At 33.7% G+C, this 22,267-nt stretch carries 22 protein-coding genes and 1 riboswitch; of the genes, 1 reads left to right on the top strand and 21 read right to left on the bottom strand.

Features of this window, described 5'->3' with window-relative positions:
* Positions 1-157: 157 nt before the first annotated feature.
* From JOC47_RS02950 to arsM, 3 genes are read right to left on the bottom strand one after another with little or no spacing between them, the layout of a single operon-like run.
* A complete protein-coding gene (locus tag JOC47_RS02950; RefSeq protein ID WP_204700483.1) occupies positions 158-760 on the bottom strand; it encodes a nitroreductase family protein in 603 nt (200 codons plus the stop codon).
* Between the two features lie 13 nt (positions 761-773).
* Entirely contained in the window at positions 774-1,082 is a 309-nt protein-coding gene (locus JOC47_RS02945; RefSeq protein ID WP_204700482.1) for an ArsR/SmtB family transcription factor, read from the bottom strand.
* A gap of 15 nt (positions 1,083-1,097) precedes the next feature.
* The gene (gene arsM, locus JOC47_RS02940) at positions 1,098-1,901 is read right to left on the bottom strand and encodes an arsenite methyltransferase (protein WP_204700481.1); all 804 of its coding nucleotides are present in this window, start codon (positions 1,899-1,901) and stop codon (positions 1,098-1,100) included.
* Positions 1,902-2,113: 212 nt separating this feature from the next.
* Between arsM and JOC47_RS02935 the strand changes: the two genes are divergently transcribed.
* Positions 2,114-2,335 (top strand): SHOCT domain-containing protein, encoded by a 222-nt coding sequence (locus JOC47_RS02935; protein ID WP_204700480.1) that lies wholly within the window; start codon positions 2,114-2,116, stop codon positions 2,333-2,335.
* Positions 2,336-2,367: 32 nt separating this feature from the next.
* Here the strand turns inward: JOC47_RS02935 and JOC47_RS02930 are convergent, their stop codons facing one another.
* The 18 genes from JOC47_RS02930 to JOC47_RS15940 form a co-directional block, all read right to left on the bottom strand.
* Complete coding sequence (locus JOC47_RS02930; protein WP_204700479.1) at positions 2,368-2,784, bottom strand: potassium transporter TrkG; 417 nt, start codon at positions 2,782-2,784, stop codon at positions 2,368-2,370.
* Positions 2,759-4,237: a TrkH family potassium uptake protein gene (locus JOC47_RS02925; RefSeq protein WP_204700478.1), complete on the bottom strand. Its 1,479-nt coding sequence runs from the start codon at positions 4,235-4,237 to the stop codon at positions 2,759-2,761. The genes JOC47_RS02930 and JOC47_RS02925 overlap by 26 nt, the downstream gene beginning before the upstream one ends.
* A gap of 12 nt (positions 4,238-4,249) precedes the next feature.
* Positions 4,250-4,912, bottom strand: coding sequence for a potassium channel family protein (locus tag JOC47_RS02920; protein ID WP_204700477.1), 663 nt, complete (start codon positions 4,910-4,912; stop codon positions 4,250-4,252).
* Positions 4,913-4,916: 4 nt separating this feature from the next.
* Positions 4,917-5,327 carry a potassium channel family protein gene (locus JOC47_RS02915; protein WP_204700476.1) on the bottom strand — a complete coding sequence of 137 codons (411 nt, stop codon included), beginning with the start codon at positions 5,325-5,327 and terminating at the stop codon, positions 4,917-4,919.
* A 2-nt stretch (positions 5,328-5,329) separates the two neighbouring features.
* Positions 5,330-6,031 (bottom strand): sigma-54-dependent transcriptional regulator, encoded by a 702-nt coding sequence (locus JOC47_RS02910; protein ID WP_204700475.1) that lies wholly within the window; start codon positions 6,029-6,031, stop codon positions 5,330-5,332.
* A 71-nt stretch (positions 6,032-6,102) separates the two neighbouring features.
* A complete protein-coding gene (locus JOC47_RS02905) occupies positions 6,103-6,462 on the bottom strand; it encodes a response regulator transcription factor (protein WP_204700474.1) in 360 nt (119 codons plus the stop codon).
* A 12-nt stretch (positions 6,463-6,474) separates the two neighbouring features.
* Positions 6,475-8,325: an ATP-binding protein gene (locus JOC47_RS02900; protein WP_204700473.1), complete on the bottom strand. Its 1,851-nt coding sequence runs from the start codon at positions 8,323-8,325 to the stop codon at positions 6,475-6,477.
* A gap of 147 nt (positions 8,326-8,472) precedes the next feature.
* Positions 8,473-8,618: riboswitch (cyclic di-AMP (ydaO/yuaA leader) on the bottom strand.
* Positions 8,619-8,730: 112 nt separating this feature from the next.
* Positions 8,731-9,957 carry an NAD(P)/FAD-dependent oxidoreductase gene (locus tag JOC47_RS02895; RefSeq protein ID WP_204700472.1) on the bottom strand — a complete coding sequence of 409 codons (1,227 nt, stop codon included), beginning with the start codon at positions 9,955-9,957 and terminating at the stop codon, positions 8,731-8,733.
* A gap of 15 nt (positions 9,958-9,972) precedes the next feature.
* A complete protein-coding gene (locus JOC47_RS02890; RefSeq protein ID WP_204700471.1) occupies positions 9,973-10,872 on the bottom strand; it encodes an ATP-binding protein in 900 nt (299 codons plus the stop codon).
* Positions 10,869-12,752 carry an anaerobic carbon-monoxide dehydrogenase catalytic subunit gene (gene cooS, locus JOC47_RS02885; RefSeq protein WP_204700470.1) on the bottom strand — a complete coding sequence of 628 codons (1,884 nt, stop codon included), beginning with the start codon at positions 12,750-12,752 and terminating at the stop codon, positions 10,869-10,871. The genes JOC47_RS02890 and cooS overlap by 4 nt, the downstream gene beginning before the upstream one ends.
* Positions 12,749-13,387, bottom strand: coding sequence for a 4Fe-4S dicluster domain-containing protein (locus JOC47_RS02880; RefSeq protein WP_204700469.1), 639 nt, complete (start codon positions 13,385-13,387; stop codon positions 12,749-12,751). Before JOC47_RS02880 ends, cooS begins: the two co-directional genes overlap by 4 nt.
* 176 nt (positions 13,388-13,563) lie before the next feature.
* On the bottom strand, positions 13,564-15,519 hold the full coding sequence (locus JOC47_RS15860; RefSeq protein ID WP_204700468.1) for a methyl-accepting chemotaxis protein: 1,956 nt from the start codon (positions 15,517-15,519) through the stop codon (positions 13,564-13,566).
* 248 nt (positions 15,520-15,767) lie between these two features.
* Entirely contained in the window at positions 15,768-16,295 is a 528-nt protein-coding gene (locus tag JOC47_RS02870; protein ID WP_204700467.1) for a peptidylprolyl isomerase, read from the bottom strand.
* Positions 16,296-16,423: 128 nt separating this feature from the next.
* Positions 16,424-19,165, bottom strand: coding sequence for an HAD-IC family P-type ATPase (locus JOC47_RS02865; protein ID WP_204700466.1), 2,742 nt, complete (start codon positions 19,163-19,165; stop codon positions 16,424-16,426).
* A 367-nt stretch (positions 19,166-19,532) separates the two neighbouring features.
* A complete protein-coding gene (locus tag JOC47_RS02860; protein ID WP_204700465.1) occupies positions 19,533-20,279 on the bottom strand; it encodes a patatin-like phospholipase family protein in 747 nt (248 codons plus the stop codon).
* A 78-nt stretch (positions 20,280-20,357) separates the two neighbouring features.
* Positions 20,358-21,503: a diguanylate cyclase gene (locus JOC47_RS02855; protein WP_204700464.1), complete on the bottom strand. Its 1,146-nt coding sequence runs from the start codon at positions 21,501-21,503 to the stop codon at positions 20,358-20,360.
* A 44-nt stretch (positions 21,504-21,547) separates the two neighbouring features.
* Positions 21,548-22,018, bottom strand: coding sequence for a diguanylate cyclase domain-containing protein (locus tag JOC47_RS02850; protein WP_204700463.1), 471 nt, complete (start codon positions 22,016-22,018; stop codon positions 21,548-21,550).
* Between the two features lie 32 nt (positions 22,019-22,050).
* A complete protein-coding gene (locus JOC47_RS15940; protein ID WP_369127954.1) occupies positions 22,051-22,248 on the bottom strand; it encodes a helix-turn-helix domain-containing protein in 198 nt (65 codons plus the stop codon).
* Positions 22,249-22,267 lie beyond the last annotated feature (19 nt).

Raw genomic sequence — 22,267 nt, 5'->3', positions numbered from 1 at the left:
AGAAAGGACTAACCTGCCCCTCTAAATCAGACCTTTATGATCAATTACAACAGGAAGTAGTATCTAATTAGATACTACTTCCTTAATTTTATAATATATCCAATTTGCTATAATTCAAAAATATCAATTATTTATAAGGGATTAATAGAGATAGCTATTATACTCTATTAATTACTATCTCATCTAAGGATAAACGAGGTCGCTGCTCTGGAATTTCCTCTGGATAACCTAAAGCTAAAAGCGATACCAACTCTAAATTATCATCTAAATCTAATCTATCAGCTAATTTATCCTCATTAAACATCATCACCCAACAACTACCTATACCTAATTCAGTTGCCTGCAGTGCCATATTCTCAATCGCAATTGCTTCATTTAAATATAAGTACCTTTTAGCTTCTTCTGCACTCATATCTCGACCACTGTAATCAGAATCATCATTCTTCTCTAAGGCAGTCCCTTTAAAAGCACCTGCCCGCGCCAATTCTTTAATTCGCTTAGGTACTTTCTCTAATGCATTATAATCTACTGCACACGCAATAGTCACTGGGGCTTCAGCTACAAAATCTAGTGTACATTCTTGTAACTCATTTCTCATCTCTTCAGATTCAATCACCACAAATCTCCACGGCTGCAGATTAGTTCCTGATGGTGCTAAGCGAGCTGCTTCTAAAATAGTATTTACATCTTTAGTAGCTAATTCTTTATCTTGAAAATTTCTAATACTGCGTCTACTTTGAATTGCATTTTTAACATCCATTCTTTATTCCTCCTCAATTATTTTGTATGTTATCGATTAACTGTTGATAATCTTCAAAAATATTTTTTTCTAAACAATAGCAAACTTTAGGTCCTTCTATCCTGCCCTTAATCCATCCTGCTTCTTTAAGTATTTTCAAATGCTGTGAAACTGTAGATTGAGCTATAGGAAGTTGGTCAACTAAACTACTAACCATACATTGCTTATCAGATGGTAAATTAGATAAAATTTCAATAATCTGAACGCGGTAAGGATGGCTTAATGCTTTAGATAATTGGGCCAACTTTTTTCTATCATTATCTTTATTTTTATCTGTTTTCATTTTTCTTATCCCCCACTATTTTTTTGGTTTATGGGCAGTAATATAGGCTGAAAAAATATAGTCCTCTACTTTTACATTTTGTGACCAGTCTTTAACAATTTGTTCGCTATTACTCTTATTTTTAATCTGAATATCTGAAAAATTATTATCTGCTATTACTTTTTGCATAGTCTCTCTTTTTAAAGCTCCAGTAATACAACTGCTGTAATTATCTAAATCATCTGCTACCTCTTCTGGTAATTGATTACTCTTTAGAATATCTGAAATAGCTACTCTGCCTCCAGGCTTTAAAACCCTATATATTTCACTAAAGACAGCTTCTTTGTCCACAGATAAATTAATTACACAATTAGAGATTATGACATCAACTGACTCATCTGCAACTGGTAAATGTTCTATTTCACCTAGTCTAAATTCAACATTGTTAACCTCATTTTCTTGAGCTTTGTTTCGGGCTTTCTCTATCATTTCTGGAGTCATATCAACTCCAATTACTTTTCCTGTTTCACCTACTTCTTCTGCTGCTAGAAAAACATCAAAACCAGGACCTGAACCTAAATCAAGCACTACTTCTCCTTGACTTAAATCAGCTATTGCTTTAGGGTTCCCACAGCCTAAACCTTGATTAGCTTCAGCAAAATCAGAATCTAAATCTTCTGCTGAATACCCCAAATTCTGAGCAATTTGAATAGTATCTTGAGTATTAGCATCACCACTACAACACCCACTACTGCCGCAGCAACCTTCACTTTCTGCTTGGGCAACCTGAGAATAATTTTCTCTTATTTTAGATCTGATCTCATTTTTATCATCACTCATTTTTAATCCTCCTCTTACCATTAAATTATCATAGTAATCGTTAATCGTCAATATACGATTAATATTTTTCTTGACAATCTAAAAAATATAAACTATGCTTTACATAAAAGATACTTTAGATATTAATCTTTTATGAAAATCCAAATAACTGATTTAGAAGTTCTTTAGATTGGAGTGATCAAATAATGCCATTTTGGTTTGGAGGGATGTGGATGTTTCCACTTTTAATGCCGATAATTGCAGGAGGAGTCGTTTATTTTCTCTATAAACAAGGGGTCTTTGAAGGAATGTGTCATTCGCACCATATTGAAAAAAAAGATAAGATAACTTCTGATGATGAAACCCCATTAGAAATCTTAAAGAAAAGATATGCCCAAGGAGATATTTCAACTGAAGAATATCAAGAACGAAAAGAAAAATTGCAGGAAGAATAAAAGAACCCGAAATTCGGGTTCTTTTATTCTTATTAAACAGAATGAGTATTATTCTCCACCACAACATCTGAATCATAAAAACTTGTTGTCATCTTTAAAACTGCAATAATGATAGCTATAAATTCTAATCTACCAAACCACATAGTTATTATCTGCACTATTTTTAAAAAAGTTGGCATCTCAGCGCTAGTTATTCCAACTGATAAACCAATTGTTGATAACGTACTCGCATATTCAAACATAGCATCTACTACAGGATATCCTGCTGCTACAAATACAAAAACTCCAATTAAAAATGTGAAAATATATAAAGCTACATAACTCAAAGTAACCCGCGCATAATCAGGCGATAATTCTATTTTTTTACCACATTGATAATCCGTTGTTGATTTAGGTCTCTTAACTTTAATAATCTTCGATTTATTATTCAGTCGCCAAATATTTAACATCTTTAACCATTTTAGCAACTGCAAAGAAGATTACTAAGAACTCTAATCTCCCTAGCAACATACCTACTGTTTCCAACCATAAAATACTCGCCGGCGCATCAGCAGCAGTAATCCCCACTGACAAACCAACTGTACCTAATGAAGAAGCAAATTCAAACATAGACTCCATCAGGTCATATCCATGGGCCAAATAAATTAGAACTCCTACTGCATAGGTAATTAAATATAAATAGATATAATTAGCCGTCTCTCTAATATACTCTGGTTTAATATATAACTTATTTTCTCCCCGCCAAATATAATTTTTTTGCACTGCATTTTGCGGTAGAAAATAACTTTTAAACTCCCAAACTAAAGATTTATACATTAAATAAATTCGATATAACTTAATACCACCAGCAGTAGAACCAGTTCCACCACCAATTAACATTAAAATAACTATACTCAAGACCCCAAAAGCATTCCAATTAGTGAAAGTATCCAAAGAAAAACCAGTTGTCGAAATAGCAGTTATCACTTCAAAAATACTGCGCCGCATCAAATCTGGTAAACTACTGTATAATTCAGTTAAAGAAAAGTAACTGACAATTGGAACAAAAACTGCCACTAAAAAAGTTAATAATCTAACCTCTCCATTTTTAATAAAGGTTTTAAATTTCCCTTTTAGCAATGCAAAGTGAGTAGCAAAATTAGTTGTTCCTAATAACATTAAAATCCAAGTTACCATCTCTATCCCTAGATTATCCCAATGACCAATACTAGCTGGCCGAGTAGAAAAACCACCTGTTGATAAGGCCGCGATAGAATGGTTAACTGCATCAAACAAGCCCATCCCTACTATGTAATATAAAATCACTCCAGCTATAGTATAGCCTGAATAAATAAGCATAATTAACTTAGCTGATCTTTTAACATGAGGTAATAATTGATCACTACGACCTTCCGCATTGTACAATCCAAAACCATAGGGATGAATAATTGAAGATAACATTACTACAATTAATCCTGCCCCACCAAAAAACTGCATAATACTACGCCACATTAAAAATATATGCGAAGTCTGTGCTTCATCTACTACAGATAATCCAGTTGTAGTCCAACCACTAGTAGCCTCAAATACTGCTTGCGTAAAATTCAACTTCCCTGCTAACATAAAAGGAATAGCTGAAGCAATAATAGCCACTAACCATGAAATTAAAACTATAATTCCGCCTTCTTTCAAGGACAAACTGACCTGCTCTTGAGCAGTATTTGTTACTTTCCACAGTAAAAAACCTAGTACTAAAAATACCAAACTAGGCAGCAAAAATACATTCAAATAACTAATATCTTGAGGATAGAACGGCAGTACTAATAGCGGCAGTAACAAAAATACAGCTATCCCCATTGTTAAAACTCCGATATAATTGAATACTAATTTATATCTTCCTCTAATAATTTTTTTATATCTCATTTTTCCTCCCTCCTATTCTTCGCCAGATAATACTTCAAAAGCCTCAGCCTGCTTTTCTGGTAAAGTAATAATCAATACTTTATCATCTTCCAATAATTTAGTATCTCCTTTAGGGATTAATACATCATCCCCTCTAATAACACAGCCAAAGACAATATCATGAGGCAAATCTAATTCGCGCACTGTTTTCCCTAACACTGGCGATGTTTCCTGTAGATGAATTTGGGAAATACTAACTTTACCTTCTTCAATTGATAGCAAATTATTCACATCTGCTACTTCTACTCGCTGTTCAATCAATAATGATATTAACTTAGTAGTATTAAAGATAGTTTCGACACCTAAATTTTTAAAAATTTCTTCATTATCAGGATTATTTACGATTGAAAAAGTTTTAGGAATCCCAAACTCCTTTTGAGCTAACTGACAAATAAATAAATTATCAGGGTCATTTGAGGTTAAAGCTAAAATAATATCTGACTTATTTGCCTCAGCTTCACGTAAAGTAGCAGGCTGAGAACCGTCACCATGAATAATAACTCCTTTTAAATCTCGAGCTAAAATGTCACAGTATTCTTTGTCTTTATTAATAATTACAACTTGATATCCTTTAGCAGTAAAGTTTTTTGCTAAGTGATAAACAACTTTACCACCGCCAACAATTATAATCCTCATCTTATCACTCCTTAGACCAGTTTCCTATTTGTCCTATTAAGTTATCAACTAATAAACTAGTCGGACTCATAGTCATCACATCTAAATCTTTATAAATAACTTTCTTTTCCGGGTCTATAATTCGAACTACTACTTTTTCTACCTCATATATTTCACTAGCAATTTGAGCTACCATAGCATTCACATTATCATCATCAGTAGTTACTACCACCAAATCAGTTTTATCTAACTTAGATTCTTCTAGCACTTCTATTTCAGTAGCATCGCCTAACACTGTAAACCCTGTAAATTTAGCGGATAATTTTCTAAAAGATGACTTGTTTCTATCTACTACTACTACATCTTCACCTTGTTTTGACAATAAACTAGCTATGGAAGAACCAGTTCTTCCACAGCCAATTACTAATACATACATTATTATTCCTCCTCTTCTACACCATCAATTTCTCCCAAATTAACATCTTCAACATCATATTCAAATTCACTAGTTCTATCTAAATTATCTTGGGCTGGTTTATAAGTAGGGTCTAAAGCTAAAGCAGCTCTATACTTTTTCTGGGCCTCTAAAACATTTTCCTGCATCTCGAAAATAACTCCTAATAAATTAAATGCTTCCGGTTTTGATGTATCTAAACTAACTGCTTGCTGTAAATTTTCTTTTGCTTTTTCAAATTGCTGCTTATTAATTAGTTCTTTCGCATAACGCAAATAATCCTCATAACTATTTAACTCTTCTTCTTTCAATTCAGCATTTTCTCGCTCAATAACTTCCTTCACTATCCCTTTAATTTCATCGGGCGTGAAAGGTTTTCTTAAATAATCAATTGCTCCTACTTTCATTGTTTCTACAGCTGTTTCTACTGAGCCATAACCTGTAATAATAATTACTTTAACTTCCTCATCTTCTTCTTTTATTTTTTTTAATACTTCCATTCCATCTAGTCCCGGCAAATTCATATCTAACAATACAACATCAAATTCATCTGCTTTAAACTTATTTAATGCATCTTCTCCATTAACAGCAGTTTCAACTTCATAATCATCACTCAAACTTTTTTCTAAAGTTAATCTAATATTCTTTTCATCATCCACAATTAAAATTTTATTATCCTGACTCATAATTAATCTCTCCTTTTATTTATTAATAATTTATTATCAACCACCATAATTTTATTTTAAAACGTTTGGATTTATAATTGTTCTTTTATTTTCTTTAGTAGATTTTGCGGTTCAATTGGCTTAATTAAATAGTCTGTTGCTCCTAAATCATAAGCGCGTTGAATATCCTCTTCTTCTGCTTTAGCACTCAACATGATAATTGGAATATTTGCTGTAGCATCGTCATCTTTTAAAGTTTCACAGACTAAAAAACCATTCATCTTAGGAATTTTTATATCCAACAAAATTAGAGCTGGCTTCCAATTATAAGCTTCATCAACTGCTTCGGTCCCATTAGCAACTCTTTTAACTTCATAATCTGCCTTAGTCAAACACATTTTTAACACTTTGGCTATATTTTTATTATCCTCTACCAATAATATTTTATCCATCTTATCACCTTCCTAATGCGGCAATTTTAACGTAAAAGTAAATTTGCTCCCTTCTCCTACTTTACTTTCAACCCAAATTCTACCGCCGTGAGCTTCGATCATCTCTTGAGCAATAGCTAAGCCTAATCCTGTTCCAGTATTACTATCTTGATCATCACCAACTCGCACAAATTTATCAAAGATTTTATGCTGATATTCTTTAGGAATTCCAGCTCCCGTATCCGCTACTGAAATATGAACTTTATGGCCCTTTTTATCAGCAGATAATTTTATGCTATCTCCTGCTTCAGTATATCTTAAAGCATTACCTATTAAATTAGTAATTACCCACGTGATTTTATTAAAGTCAGCATGGACTTCTAAGTCTTCTACTTCTTCTTTTGTCAACTCTACCCCTTGTTCTTCTGCTTGTTCAGTAAAAGGCTTAACTGAAGCCTCAAATATTTCATCTACTGCAACATTGGAAAAATCTAAATCTATTTCTCCTGACTCTATCTTTGATAAATCTAATAAGTCATCCACTAACTCATTTAGGTTTTCACAATCTTCTTTCGCTACTGTCAATAGTTCTTCCTGATCTTCATTAATCGAACCTGTATTTTCCTCTAACAGCATATTAATGCTCATGTTCATTGAGGTTAAAGGAGTCCTGAATTCATGCGATACCATTGACACAAATTCAGATTTCATCTGATCTACTTCTTTTAAATGCGTAATATCCTCTAATAAAGTAACTACTAAATTAATATTATCTTCTTTATCTGTCACTGGAATTACATTAATTCTAAAATAAAACTCTTTATCTTCTTCTTCATCTCTAAATTTAAATGCTTCTTGTTCAGTTCCTCCTTGTTCTTCCCCAGTTTCTAAAGCAGCAGTAATCAAATCAAAAATTCTATCATCATCAATTACTTCTAAAAAATGATCTCCTGTTACCTCTTTTTCTTCTAAACTAAATACTTCTTCTGCTTTAGGATTCATTAGTTGAATTTGATTATCTTCATCTGTCACTACTAATGGATTAGAGATGCTTTTAACTATCCCTTCAGATTTATTCTTCTCTTTAATAATTTTACTAACATTCATTTCTTCGAATTCTTTAACTCGTTCTGTCATCTTATTAAATTCATGAGCCAATTCCCCAATTTCATCTTCACTTTCTACCTGAATCACATGCTCTAAATCTCCACCAGCAATATCTTTAACTGTTTTCGTTAATTCTTTAATCGGTTTTAAAATCAGATTAGAGATATAAACCCCTAAAAGAATTGCTAGAATAATTGCTGCTGCTGAAAAAGCAACCGTTGAATAAATAGCCTGTGAAGAATTACTATTTGCTTTTTCCTGCGCTGTTTTCATATGCCCTTGATTGACTTGCAGCAAATTTCTTGTTTCTTGTTTAACTGCTTCAAACTGCGGCATAATCTCTTCTAAATAATGACTCTGCAGTTCATTAATCTCAGCCTGCTCATATTTACTGCGCAATTCATAAAATTTTTCTAAATAATTTTGATATTTTTTATTTATGTCATCTAAGATTTCTTTTTCACCTTCAATTGTAATATTATCTTCCGCCCGCGATAAATGTTTCATAAATCTCATTTGATTGCGCTGAAAAATATCCAAAGCCTTTTCTTTTTGCCCAAAAACAAAAATTAGTTCAGCACTATCCTGCCTTTCTAAAGCCTCCATCATACCTTCTGCAGCAATTACACTGCGATAATTTTCGACCATAATATCATTAATTGCATCATTTAAAGTCATAAAATTATAAATAGACCAACTTGCTACTCCTACTAAAATAATTACTACTAATAAATAGCCGAGTAATATTTTAGTTTTCAAGTTCCATTTTTTCGTCATACCTTCTCCCCCCCTTTTTTTATTCAAAAAAATAAAATAAGCTGCAGCAAGGTAGCCACAGCTTAAAATAAATAGCTAATCTATCATTAGATAAAAATTGCCCATAGCAAAAAATGGTACAAAATTTCCAAGTAACTAGCTATTTTCTACCTCCCTTTTAAAAGCCTACGGAGTTAGCTGACGGGCTCAGGCAAAGGGAAAGCCTTACCAAGTAATTGGATTCGCCCCAAAAAGTGGATCCCCCGCTTTTATATTAGAATCGTACATAATATAAAATTCGGCTGATTAAATATTTAGTTTTTTATATTATAACTTATTTTTCTTTTATCTGTCAACCTAAATTTTATTCAATCGCTTTTATAAGTTGCTTAAATTCACTATACAATAGAAAACTAGAATCACTTACTATCTTTTATATTTAGTAATTTTCATTCCTAGATTAAACAAAGGGGATAAAAGCTGCTCTTTATACTCACTAATATCTTCCCGCTTTCTCAATAAAGAGAAATAAAGCCCTGCATTAGAGATATCTCCTAATAAGACAAAGCCATTAATCTTATTGTCCTTGAGATAAATTTTGCGCAACACTCCTTCTTTCTTATACTTAATTTCTTCTCCTTCTAGTTCTCCAACGACCATCAATTTATAGCTCAGTTCTTTCAGCGAATTCATACTAAACTGTCTTTCATACTTTTGCTCTGCTCCTAAGATATTTAAAGCGGCAGTTTGACCATGACTGACTGCTACTGTATGCAGCCCATGAATAGTCATCTCTCTAGTTAATAAATCCTCAGTTTGCGCTACATCACCGCAGGCATATATATTATCATAATTAGTCTGTAGGTAACGATTAACTGGAATGCCCCAGCCATCATTTTCTATACCACTATCAATTATAAAATCAATATTAGGTTTAACACCTGTGGCAGCAATATAAAAATCTGCCGTTAACTCTCGTCCATCACTAGTAATCAGCCCTTCTACTTCTTCATCACCAATAAAGCGATTACCTTCCGTGTTGAGCATCACATTAACGCCTTGTTTCTCTAAATCTTCAACTATATAAGCAGCAGTTTCTTTATCCAATAGCCGCGGCATAATCCAACCGCGGCGATTTAAAACAGACGGTTCAATACCAATTTTAGCTAAGCATAAGGCTATTTCAACGCCCAGAAAACCTCCACCAACTATAACTGCTGAAGTGCTACCACTGGCATTAGCCATTTCTTTTATCTTTTGAGCCCCATAAATATTTTTAAAATTAGTAATCCCTTCTTTATCTGCCCCTTTAACTACAGGAGGAATATGCAGTGAACTACCCGAAGCAATCAATAACTTATCGAATTCTCTTCTTCTTCCTGCTTCTGTTAAGATATACTGCTCATCCGGCTCGACCTTAACTACTTTTTCTCCTAAAAAACAATTAAAATCATATTGCTCACAGACATCTTGGCCCTGCCAATAGAGTAAATTCTCTTGATCATTAATCAAATATTCTCCTAATGCTGCTGGAGAATAGGGCGGCACTTCTTCAGCCGAGAAAATATCTATTCTACCAGTAAAACTTTTGTCTCGCAAAGTAAGGGCAGCAGTTAATCCCGCTGGACCTGAACCGATAATTACAACTCGCATCAACCTACCCCCCTCTTAGTCTCCACTATCAATTAAAGTATCATAGAGTTCTCTTACTGCCTGGACATAAGGAGTATTTTTCTCTAATAATGGGGCCACATCAGGTTCATTAAGATAAACATTCTCATCAAATGGTAGATAATGAATATAATCAAATAACTCCTTTTTCTCTCCGACACGATCCATTACTTTATCTTTATCCTTATTTCCCCGTACTTTATTAACAACTAAATGAATATTTTCAATTTCTAATTGATCTGCTAACTCAGCTGAATGTAAAGCCACTTGTACAGCATTAAAGCTTGGTTCAGTGATAATTACAGCATTCCGAAATCCTTCAGCTAAAGAACGTCCAAAATGCTCTACTCCTGCCTGCGTATCCATTAAGATAACTTCATCTTCTCTCAATTTAATATAACCTACAATTGAATCAAGCAGAGAATTCTCGGGACATAGACACCCAGTTGCAGCTTGAATCACACTGCCAATCACTAATAGATTAATTCTTTCTTTAATATTCATCCCAAATCTATTAACTACATCAGATACATCAGGATTTAAATTCAGCATTGCTCCCCAACTTTCTCCTGGTCTAGCTCCTGTCTTTTCTTCAATATAATCTATATTCTCTGAGACAGGAACTATTTCATCTGCTTTTTCCTCAGGGAAACCTAAAGAAAAAGCCAAATTTTGCTGTGGGTCTTCATCTACTGCTAAAACTTGATACTTATCTGCAGCGAAAAATTGAGATAAGAGAGCAGTCAGGGTGGTTTTACCTGCTCCACCCTTACCTGTAATCACTACTCTAAAATCATCCGCTGCTCCCTCACCATCTATTTCTTCTGCTGCAGAAAAGACTTTCTCTCTTCTTTCTTTTTCTTGGGCTCTTGCTTTTTCTTTATCCTGACTCATCATATGCCTAATTCCTCCCGTTGACTTAAAATATGTCGTTCTATCATTCTGGCAGCTACTTTTGGATCTGGTTCAACATCAAACTTAGCATTAACTACATCTTCTAAGTCATCAGTTAATAAATCAGTCACTTTTTGACTACCGTGAGTATTAGGAGGTAGTCCAACTACTGTATAGAAGCCTGAAGCAACAAAATAAGAAGCAATCGTTAACGCCTTTTGAGCATACCACTCAGGCGCTGCTCCTGCTGCTGGCAATTGATCAATTCCAACATCAAGGGCATTAGCTAATTCTCCAGCTAAAGTAAGTATCCGCGAACAGTCAACACAAGACCCCATATGCAGCACTGGTGGAATATTTAGACTTTCACAAACCTTTTGCAAACCATCTCCCGCCATTTCAGCTGCTTCAGGAACTAATAACCCTTCCTTTCCTGATGCTACAGCTGCACAGCCAGTTTCAATCATTAGAATATCTTTCTTCATCAATTCTTTTGCTAAATTAACATGACCATAATCATGCTGCACTTTAGGATTACTACAACCTACAACTCCTACAACTCCTTTAATTTGCCCAGAAGTAATTGCTTCAATTAATGGTTCAAAAGTTCCTCCTAATTCATCTTTAATCGCTTCTACAGAAAAACCTGCCACCATCTCCATTGGCTCGCAAGGTATTTCTACTTTCTGCGGATTTCTCTCTTTATAAGTATCAATTGCTAGTTCAACTATCTCAGTTGCAGTATCATAAGCACTTTCTGGATGGAACTCTTTGTGCACTGCACCGGGAACTTTTGATTTTTCACTTGTAGAAACTATTTTACTGTGAAAACATTTTGCCACCTGCGGTAGAGAAGGGAAGATACACTGATAGTCAATAATCATCGCATCTACAGCTCCTGTAGCAAGGGCCAACTCCTGATTCAGCATATTACCAGCCATTGGTACTCCTTTTCTCATCAATAACTCATTTCCTGTACAACATAAGCCCACTAAATTAATCCCATTAGCTCCTGCTTCTTTAGCTTTCTCAACTAATGCTTCATTATTAGCTGCTTTAACTACCACATCTGATAGAATAGGATTATGACCGTGTAAAACAATATTAACCATATCATCTTTTAATGTCCCTAAATTAACTGTAGATTCTGTAACTTCAGGAGTTCCAAACAGAATGTCCGATAGTTCAGTAGCCATCATTGAACCGCCCCAACCATCAGATAGTGCTGTTCTAAGGCCATGGAGTAACATATTTGTATAATCAGCGCCAACTCCCATATGAACTCGGTGCATAGATTCTACTACCTCGCGGTCAACACCACGCGGCATAATCCCTGCTTTATTCCAAATCTTTCTCGTCTTCTCTGGTACTCGCTCAGTAAAATCTAAGCCGCCTTTAATCATTCCATACTCCGCTAAGAATGTTTCACCTAGTTCTTTAGCTATCTCTTCATCAGAACGGTCTTCTACTTCTATACCAACATCTTGAGCTACATTCTTCAATTTTTCTGTATCTAACAGTTCATAGCCTTGACTTTCACCTTTAGCAGTTTCATAAAAAGTCTCCACAATCTCACGACCGTGATCAGAGTGAGAGGCTGCTCCAGCAGCAATGTCATTAAGTAAATTTCTTGCTACAATCAGATTGGCATCAGCTCCACAAACTCCCCGCTGCGGACCTTCTTCAAAAGGGTCTACCTGGCAAGGACCCATTTTACATGAATTACAACAGACACCTAATTGACCGAAACCACACTGCGGCTGCTGTTCTTCTAATCTATCCCAAGCCGTCTCAATATCTTCTTCTAAAGTTCTCTTTAACGTCTGCTTTTCATCTTTATCTATTGTTCTCTCATTTACTTTTTGATCAATTTCATTACTCATACTCTAGAATCCTCCTCTTTTTTTGATGATGGTAGCGGTCCTAAATGGGCAATTTTCTCCTGCAATTTCTTATACTCTTTAATATTTTTTGGTACTTCTTTATGACTTCCTTGACCTCTAATTTGACTAGTTATATTTCTAAATAATTTCGTCTGTCTCATATTACTAACTTCATTAGCCTCCGCAAAAATCATAGCATCAGTTCTACATGCTTCTACACATGCCGGTTCTTCACCTTCGTGGAGTCGGTCAATACAATGGTCACATTTGTAAGCTACATCATTACCATCCTCTTCTGTCTTACGGTAAGCTATAGCATCATTAGGACAAACCATAGCACACATCCCACAAGAGATACATTTCTCTTCTATCACCTGTACCGAATCAAACTCATCATCATGATAAATTGCATCCGTCGGGCACGCATCCTCACACGGAGCAGGATCACAATGCTGACATTTATTAGGAAATGTCATTAAATCTACTCCTAATCCTACTTTAATTCTTGGTTCTGGTTGAGGGGTCTCTTCTAACATTGAAGCTAAAGTCTTATTTTCCGAATGTTCAACTGCACAAGCCATTTCACAGTGTCGGCAGCCCACACATCTCTCTACATCAACGAATACTACTTTCACAGCACCCTCCCCTTTCTCTAAATAATAATTATTCCTTATTATATATATTGTAGATAGTTGTCGAATCACCTTTAATTATATTGAATTATTTAAATATTGTGATAATTAACACAACTATCAGATTATAGACAAAAGAATAATCCGGGCCAAATATTTGACCCGGATTAAAGAAATTATTATATATCAAATTTTTCAATTAACCCCTGTAACTTCTGCGACATCTCTGCTAATTCCTCTGATGAAGAAGTGATTTCTCGTGACATCTCCTCAATTTCTCCTGCTGCCTCTTGAACTTGATCACTACTTTCAGCTAAATTTTGTGTAGCTTGTGCTGTCTGTTCAACCTGAGAAGCACTTTGAGAACTAGACTCTTTAATTTCATTAAAGATGCGATTAGTATTAACTACTTTATCCTGGCCAATCTCAACTTTTTTCTTAACTTCTCTGACTGCTTCTAATCCAGCATGAGATTTAGTCTTGGTTTTTTGCACTAACTGAGAAATTTGGTCTGTAGCTTCATTGGTCTCTTCAGCTAACTCCCTTATTTCATCAGCTACTACTGCAAAACCTTGGCCTCCACCTGAATTAGAGCCCGCACGAGCTGCTTCAATAGCAGCATTTAGAGCTAATAGATTAGTCTGTTCAGCAATATCTGTAATCATCTCTACTATATCCTGAATTTCTTCAGAAGTATTATCTAATTCTTCAATTACAGTTACTGTTTCCTCTACTGTTTCATTAATTTGATTCATACTCTCTAAAGTTTCTTCCATATTATTTTGGCCCATGCCAGCTTTAGAATCAGCTTCCTGCGCAAAACTAGCCACTTCTTCTGCACTAGCTGAAATTTCTTGGATACTTGCTGACATATTAGAAATCAAATCATTAGTCGTTTCGATAGTTGCGTTTCCTTCTTGGGCTGAAGCTGATAGTTCTTCTCCCTGAGCAGAAAGATTCTCTATGAATTCTTTGATTTCTGATATCATCTTCTGCATACTAGTATTAATTTTATTGAATCCTTGGGCCAAATCTCCTATCTCATCTTCTCGCTCCTGATACTCTTCGGCCATTAATTGCGAAAAATCTCCCTGCGCCATTTGTTCACAATGTTCTACTGCTGCTTCTAATGGTTGAGAAAATCTTTTTCCTAATATGTAACTAATACCTATAATTATTAAACTTCCTACTAAACAAATTCCTACTAATAAGAAAATAAGCTTATTTCTTTGGGCAAATAATTCAGACTGAGGAACGGTAACTCCTAGTACCCAGCCATTCGATAGTTTAGCATAGCCCATCTCTTTGCCTGCATTATCCAAATTATATGTTGCTGTTCCTGTCTTTTGACCTTTTATTTGATCAGTTATAAATTTAAGAGCACCATTAGCAACTTTTGCTAAGTTTTGCTCTTGTTTATATTGGGGATGAACTAAAAAATCATGATTATTATTCAATAAGAAGCCATAACCATTATTATAAACTTGGATATCTTCAATTGGCCCCTTAATTTTGGCAAACTCGAAATCCATACCTAAAACACCAATCAAAGTGCCATCTTTAAAGACAGCTTTGGTATAAGATACAACAATTGAATTATCCGACCAACTTTCGTAAGGGTCACTCCACACCGCCTTCTTTTTTTCTATTGGCTGATAGTACCAACTCATATCTTCATTATCTTTTGAATAACTATCAATACCTGTTTCAGCTTGCTTTTGATACTTATCAGGCTCCCCTTTAGGATTTGCATACCACACATCATGAGCCTCATTAATTAATTTCGGATTGAAATAAAAGTAAGCCCCTTTCATCCCTTTCATTTGAGCTGTTCGCTTAATTAAATTATCAATAGTAGTTTCTTTATAATCTAATAAATATTCTTTGTTTTGCTGTATTTTTTGAGAATTAACACTATTTAAAATAGTTGAACTAACATAATCAGCTTTAGATTCAATCTCTGCTAATTTAGTCTCAATTTTTTCAGCTTCACTAGTAGCTAGATAAGTTAACTTGTCATTAATTTCTGATTCAAGAATTGTTGTACTTTGAAAGATACTAAAACCGCCAATAATTACTGCTAATCCAATTGCTGATGCTAAAATTGCTGTAGTTATTTTTCCTTTAATTTTCACAATTTACCCTCCTTTAAAAACTTAATTTTTTTTGAAAATAAATAATAAGCTTCTGCCTTCTGCCCCCTTTCTTTATGATAGTAATAATAATTGTTACTTATCTAACTGTAATTATTAGTATAATTTTCACATGCCTTTAAATCAAGTTTAAATTTAAATTAATTTATTGCAAAAAAAATAGAAAAACCTTTGCTCAAGTGCATTAACACTTTCACAAAGGTTTTAATAATAATTTTTTAGTCTTTCACTTAAACTTTCTCAGGTTCAGGATAATCAACACCAAAAGTTTCTACTGTCACTTCTTTCATCACTTGTTCTTCTTTTGGTCTATCATTTCTACCCGTTGCAACACTAGCAATCTCATCTACATATTCCATTCCTTCAATTACCTCTCCAAAAGCAGCATACTTACCATCTAAATGAGGTGCATCTTGATGGATAATAAAAAATTGTGAACCAGCAGAATCAGGATGCTGTGAGCGAGCCATAGATATTACGCCTCGTTTATGTTTAAGTTCATTATCAACTCCATTACTCTTAAACTCACCTTTAATACTATAACCAGGTCCGCCTCGTCCAGTACCATCAGGATCTCCACCCTGTAAGACAAATCCTTCAATCACTCGATGAAAGATTAATCCATCATAAAAGTCCTGCTCAATTAAAGAAATAAAATTATTAACAGTATTAGGAGCAACTTCAGGATACAACTCTGCTTTAATCTGCTTATCATCTTCTAAAGTAATTGTAACTAGTGGATTATTTTCTTCAGTCATTAATATCATCCTTTCAATTAAATGATTTTTTTATCAAGTCCAACAACTCTTATTATATCCCCTGCTGTTAATAATTTCAAATAGAAGAGGAGGTAACTAAAAACCACTCTTCTCTAAAATTTTTATATTTAATTTTGTTTCTCTCTTCTTTGACGCTTATAGAACTTAATACTTTCAAAAGCTAATAAAAATACTCCACCAGCAGTTAATACTCGACCCCAATCTGATAATGGTAGAGGCACAAAATCAAGATAAGAACTTAGACCAGGAGTATAGATAACTACTAATACTAATCCAATAGATAACAAAATTGAATAAGTCATTTTAGAATTACTAAATAAATTTTTATTAAATAAACTAGTCAATTCATAGCGTCTTGATAAAATATTAATCAACTGACAAACTACAATTGTTAAATAAGTGATTGTTGTTGCCCGCGGATATAATTGATGACTTTCTGTTAAACCACCATCTACTCCACTAGCAAATAACCCATAATTAACAAAAGCTAACCCCCCCATTAAAATCCCTAAAAAAGCAACTTCTGAAATACTACGTTGATTGATAATATGTTCATCTTGTTCGCGCGGTGGAGTAGTCATTAAATTCTCTGACCCGGGATCAAAAGTTAAAGCTGTCAGAGGTAAAATTTCTGCTAATAAATCAATCGATAAAATTTGAATAGCTAAGATTGGAATTGGCCAAGCAAAAATAGCAGCACCAATTAACCCTAATAAGACAATTGATAGTTCAGCACCATTACTAGTTAAGGAGGCAAGTACTGTCTTCTTCAGATTATTATAAATTGTTCGTCCTTGTTCAATTGCATGCACTAAAGTAGGGTAACTATCATCTAATAACACCATTTCTGATGCTTCTTTGGAGACATCGGTTCCCATTTGGCCCATTGCTACTCCAATATGAGCACTCTTCAAAGCTGGAGCATCATTAACTCCATCTCCTGTCACTGCAACAATTTTATCTTGTTCTTTTAAGTTTTTGACTATTTTGAGTTTATTCTCTGGAGAAACACGAGAAAATACAATTGAAGTGTCCCCCTGCATTACCTCACTCAATTCTTCATCAGAAAACTCATCTAATTCTTGATTGGAAATAGCAACTACTTCTTCTCCATGTCCTAAATCAATTTCTTCTGCTATTGCTTTAGCAGTAATAGCATGATCACCAGTCATAATATAAGTATCAATCTGAGCCTCATGGGCCCCAGCAATAGCTTCTTTAACTCCTTCTTTAGGAGGATCAATCATTGCTACTAAACCTAAAAATACTACATCACGTTCAATCTCTTCCATTACATAGTCTGTTTCATCTAGGCCAAGCTTACGATAAGCAATGGCCAACACCCGCAAAGCTCCATTAGAGTACTCTTCATTTAATTCATTTAATCTCTGCTTATCTTCTTCAGTAATTTCTACTTTTTCGCCATCCTTATAAATATGTTTAGTTACAGATAAAACACTATTCAGCGCGCCTTTCATCGTCAAAAACTTGCCATCTTCAAATTGTCTGATTGAACTCATCCGTTTACGATCCGAGTCAAAGCTAAACTCATGCAGTTCAGGATTTTCCTCATCTTCATTAGGAGAGCGAGTTCCTAATTTGGTAGATAAAGTTATCAAAGCAGCTTCGGTAGGGTCTCCAATCGGATACCACCCTTCATGCTCATCATCTGGAGGATGAATTTCAGCATTAGAGGCCATAGTAGCAGCATCAAACATAATCTCCAACTCATCAATCTGTTCTTGCGATAAAGAATTACCTTCGGTATCAAGAATATCTCCCTCAGGCTGATATCCTAATCCAGTCACTTCATACTGCTGATTATTAAACCACACCTTATGTACTGTCATTTCATTTTTAGTCAATGTTCCAGTTTTATCTGTAGCAATCACATTAGTTGAACCAAGGGTTTCTACAGACGAGAGCTTTTTAACAATTGCATTCTGCTTAGACATTTTAGCTACACCATTAGAAAGAGCTACAGTAATCTGCATTGGCAAGGCTTGGGGAACAATAGCTACAGTAATGCCTAATCCATAGACTAAAGCATAATACAAATCAAGTCCCCGATAAATACTAACTCCAAAGAGTAAAAAACCAATTATAATTCCAAATATAGCTAAGCGATTAGCCACTACTGTTAATTCTTCTTCTAAAGGAGATTGCGATTTTTCTTCCTCCTGCGTCATAGTAGCTATTTTACCCATTTCAGTATCAGAACCAGTAGCTACAATTACTCCCTTAGCAGAACCAGAAGCTACGTTAGTGCCCATATAAGCCATATTATCCCGATCAGCTAATGAAAGTTCTTCTTCAATATGATTACTCTGCTTTTCTTGAGGTAAAGATTCACCAGTTAAAGCTACTTCATTAATCCGCAAATTATAAGCTTCAATGATTCTCATATCAGCTGGAACTTTATCCCCTTCTTCTAAGCTGATTATATCACCAGGAACTAAATCCTGCTGTGAAACTTCCTGTACCTCCCCATCACGATATACTTTAGCAGGAGATTGTACTAACTTTTGCAATGAGGACATTATCTTCTCGGCTTTGAATTCCTGCCAAAAACCAATTACTACATTAATAAATACAATAGCTAACATTACAAAAGCATCACGATAATTCTGAATTAAAAAAGACATTCCTGATGCTACTACAAGCATAATCGTTAATACATCTTTAAACTGTAGTAAAAACAATAACCATTTCGGAGTTCCACGGGCAATATCTAAATTATTTGGTCCATATTCCTCTAATCTTTTTTGTACCTCTTTATTAGCCAACCCATTTTGACTAGTACTTAATTCTTCAAAAACACTTTCTACTTGCTCTTGATAAAAGTTCACATCTTATCCCCCTCTATAAATTATCCTTAAGCTATTATTTCTCTTTGAAATATTTTTTTCCTTTATTTACAATAATTATTATTTATTATTCCTTCATTCAAGGGATATTTTGTGAATAAATATTCTTTTTCATTCTTAGTATTTTCTTCCAAAAAAGATTTATCTATATAAAGTTGCACTTTTAGTGCAACTTTATAGCTAGAAGTAAGTAGCTAGGAGCTAGTAGTTAAAAACATAAAATTAAATTCAAAAACCTAAAACATTAACCTAGTATTCAATAATTCAAAGCTATGAACTGTTTTTTGGTTTTGAATTTACTACTAGCTACTAGCTTTTATCTACTAGCTAGTGGCACGATAGTGCCACTTTATATAGATATTTTTTTAGTATAATCATACCCTAATTCAAATAATTCATCAGCATGTTCTGGATCTAAAATATGATATTCTTCTACACCATCTGGCTCAATATATAGATCACAATCTTCTTTAAATTTTTTTCTATTCCCACTTACACTTAACTCAAAAGTACGAATTGCTACCTCCATTAAATTATCAACTTCTTCTTTTTCTTTAATCGGCATAATATTAACGCCAATTATAGTATCACACTGACCTTCTAAGGGAGTAATAGGTAGATTATCCAACAATCCTCCGTCAGCATAAGAGTTCTCATCAATATCTACAGGCGAAAATAATACTGGAATTGAAGAAGATGCTTGAATAGCTGAAATAAGTTTTCCTTGCTGCAAATACTCAATTTCTCCACTATTCAAATTAGATACTGCTACATAAAAAGGTAATTCCAAATCAGAAAATCTATCTACAGGTAAATATTCTTCAAGACTTTTCTTCAAATTATCTAAATTTAATAACCCATTCACCGGCATATTCACTTTAGCATAATCAGTAAATTTGTTTTCTTTCATTAACTCCATTACCTTTTCAGGGGACATACCAGCCGCAATAAAGACTCCTACTATAGAACCAGCACTGACTCCTGAAATAACATCTGGAGTAATCCCTTTTTCTTCTAGAGCTTTCAATACACCTAAATGAACAAAACCTCTTGAACCACCACCGCCTAGAGCTATACCGATTTTTTCTTTCGCCATTATATTTATTCCTCCTTTTTTCTCATAACATATTCTTTCTATAATAATGAAATTAATCCTTGCCTGCAAAGACAAGGATTAATTAAAAATAAGTTCTTTTCTACTATTTTTATTTTCATACATCATTTTATCAGCATCTTCAAATATCTGCTCTAAATTTTCTTCAGAACTTGTTTTTGTAGCCCAACCTAAGGAAACACTTAATTTTATCACTAACTGTTCTTGCTTATTAACCTCTTCTAATTTATTATTAAAGCGGTTACATATTTTTTTAACATCTTGACTATTAGTCTCAGGAAGAAGCAAAGCAAATTCATCGCCACCTATCCTAGCTACTACATCTTCCCCCCTACAAATTGAAGTAAATATATCAGCTACTTTTTTGATATACTTATCTCCCATTTTATGACCATAATTATCATTAATCAATTTTAGCCCGTCCAAATCTGCAATAATAATACTAATGGGAAACCTTCTGGATTTATTAAGTTTCTTCTGTTCAATTTGAAAATATCTTCTATTATATAAGTCAGTTAATCCATCATGGAAAGATAGATACTCAACTTTTTGTTGAGCTCTTTTTCTATCATCTATATCTTGATGAATTCCTACTACCCGCACCGGATTATTATTCTCATCTCTTTTTACTACTTTTCCTATATCTCTAATCCATTTCCAATTCCCATCCTTAGTTCTCAATCTATGTTCACTCCTATAATACTCAGATTCTTGTGCTAAATGTTGCTTTAATTTTTTGAAAACTCGTTTTTTATCATCAGCATGAATTCTCTTTTCCCAGGCTTGAATATTAGATTCTAAATCAGATAATTCATAACCTAACATTTGAGCCCACTGCTGATTAAATTTCACTTCACCAGTTTTACTATTCCAATCCCAGACTCCAATCTTAGCACCTTTAATTGCCATCTCAAGCCTTTCTTTTATTTTCTGCTTTTTCTCTCTTTGCTCTATATTTAGCCTGTTGCAAACTTGATCTATTAAAAAAATAATCAGTAGCGCTATAATTAATCCTCCACTAACTATTATCATTATTAGGGAGCTTAAACTTTTATTATCTAAATTTATAATATCTTTTATTTCTTTCTTAGCTTCAGTATTTAATCCGCCTTTAATAAGGGAGAAAAAATTAAAAACAAACACTATAATAGCAATTATTAGTATCGCAATTAATAAATATTTTTTATTACGGATCAATTCTCCCACTAATCCACCCCCTACAATAATATTTCAGAGAAAAATTCCAATTATTATTCTACTATTCTGACTGCTTGCTGATAATAATTTTTATCACTAAGCAACTGCTTTATTCTTTTTATTAAGGAATTAAGATTATCATCAACTTTATTTATACTGCCTACAATATCAAAAGATAAACCAACATTTTCAGCATCACTAGTCATTTTTTGGGCTTCTATAATCCGTTTATATTTATTAGCTATTATCCTTAAGTCACCTCTATAAACATTCATAATAATTACGATAATTTTATTATCTGACCACATACCAAATTTATCAAACTCTCTTAAACTATTATTTATTATTGCAATTATATTTTCTAAGATATCACTTCTTATCTTTGCTCCATATTTTTTCACTAACTCATCTAAGTTATTAATACTTAAAATAAAAAATCCAAAACTCCACAATTTTTCATGGGCTTGATTTAACTTTTTCTTTAATATATCTTTTACTTCTTCTTGACTAGGTATTTCTCCCATAGGATTCTCACCTTCTCACTAAATAGAATTATTTAATCTTCTTCCTTAGTTGAGTCTAAATATATATAATCTCTATAATTAAGTCCCTTCTCATCACACAATTTCATTAGACCACCAAAAAATTTACTACCAGCCTTTTTTCTTTTAATCACTTTAGAAACAGTTGTGCGACTAACCCCAATTTTTCTGGCAAATGCAGCTTTATTATTATCAAAATGTTTTTTTATCAACTCTTTGATCTTAGTAATA

It is taken from the genome of Halanaerobacter jeridensis (genome assembly GCF_016908315.1).
GTDB classification, from domain to species: Bacteria; Bacillota; Halanaerobiia; order Halobacteroidales; family Halobacteroidaceae; genus Halanaerobacter; species Halanaerobacter jeridensis.
This window is presented reverse-complemented; position numbering and strand designations above follow the sequence as displayed.

Bases quoted from the DNA above. Each gene is read 5' to 3' on its own strand.
- JOC47_RS02950 (WP_204700483.1), bottom strand. From the start codon at position 760: ATGGATGTTAAAAATGCAATTCAAAGTAGACGCAGTATTAGAAATTTT.
- JOC47_RS02945 (WP_204700482.1), bottom strand. From the start codon at position 1,082: ATGAAAACAGATAAAAATAAAGATAATGATAGAAAAAAGTTGGCCCAA.
- arsM (WP_204700481.1), bottom strand. From the start codon at position 1,901: ATGAGTGATGATAAAAATGAGATCAGATCTAAAATAAGAGAAAATTAT.
- JOC47_RS02935 (WP_204700480.1), top strand. From the start codon at position 2,114: ATGTTTCCACTTTTAATGCCGATAATTGCAGGAGGAGTCGTTTATTTT.
- JOC47_RS02930 (WP_204700479.1), bottom strand. From the start codon at position 2,784: ATGTTAAATATTTGGCGACTGAATAATAAATCGAAGATTATTAAAGTT.
- JOC47_RS02925 (WP_204700478.1), bottom strand. From the start codon at position 4,237: ATGAGATATAAAAAAATTATTAGAGGAAGATATAAATTAGTATTCAAT.
- JOC47_RS02920 (WP_204700477.1), bottom strand. From the start codon at position 4,912: ATGAGGATTATAATTGTTGGCGGTGGTAAAGTTGTTTATCACTTAGCA.
- JOC47_RS02915 (WP_204700476.1), bottom strand. From the start codon at position 5,327: ATGTATGTATTAGTAATTGGCTGTGGAAGAACTGGTTCTTCCATAGCT.
- JOC47_RS02910 (WP_204700475.1), bottom strand. From the start codon at position 6,031: ATGAGTCAGGATAATAAAATTTTAATTGTGGATGATGAAAAGAATATT.
- JOC47_RS02905 (WP_204700474.1), bottom strand. From the start codon at position 6,462: ATGGATAAAATATTATTGGTAGAGGATAATAAAAATATAGCCAAAGTG.
- JOC47_RS02900 (WP_204700473.1), bottom strand. From the start codon at position 8,325: ATGACGAAAAAATGGAACTTGAAAACTAAAATATTACTCGGCTATTTA.
- JOC47_RS02895 (WP_204700472.1), bottom strand. From the start codon at position 9,957: ATGCGAGTTGTAATTATCGGTTCAGGTCCAGCGGGATTAACTGCTGCC.
- JOC47_RS02890 (WP_204700471.1), bottom strand. From the start codon at position 10,872: ATGATGAGTCAGGATAAAGAAAAAGCAAGAGCCCAAGAAAAAGAAAGA.
- cooS (WP_204700470.1), bottom strand. From the start codon at position 12,752: ATGAGTAATGAAATTGATCAAAAAGTAAATGAGAGAACAATAGATAAA.
- JOC47_RS02870 (WP_204700467.1), bottom strand. From the start codon at position 16,295: ATGACTGAAGAAAATAATCCACTAGTTACAATTACTTTAGAAGATGAT.
- JOC47_RS02860 (WP_204700465.1), bottom strand. From the start codon at position 20,279: ATGGCGAAAGAAAAAATCGGTATAGCTCTAGGCGGTGGTGGTTCAAGA.
- JOC47_RS02850 (WP_204700463.1), bottom strand. From the start codon at position 22,018: ATGGGAGAAATACCTAGTCAAGAAGAAGTAAAAGATATATTAAAGAAA.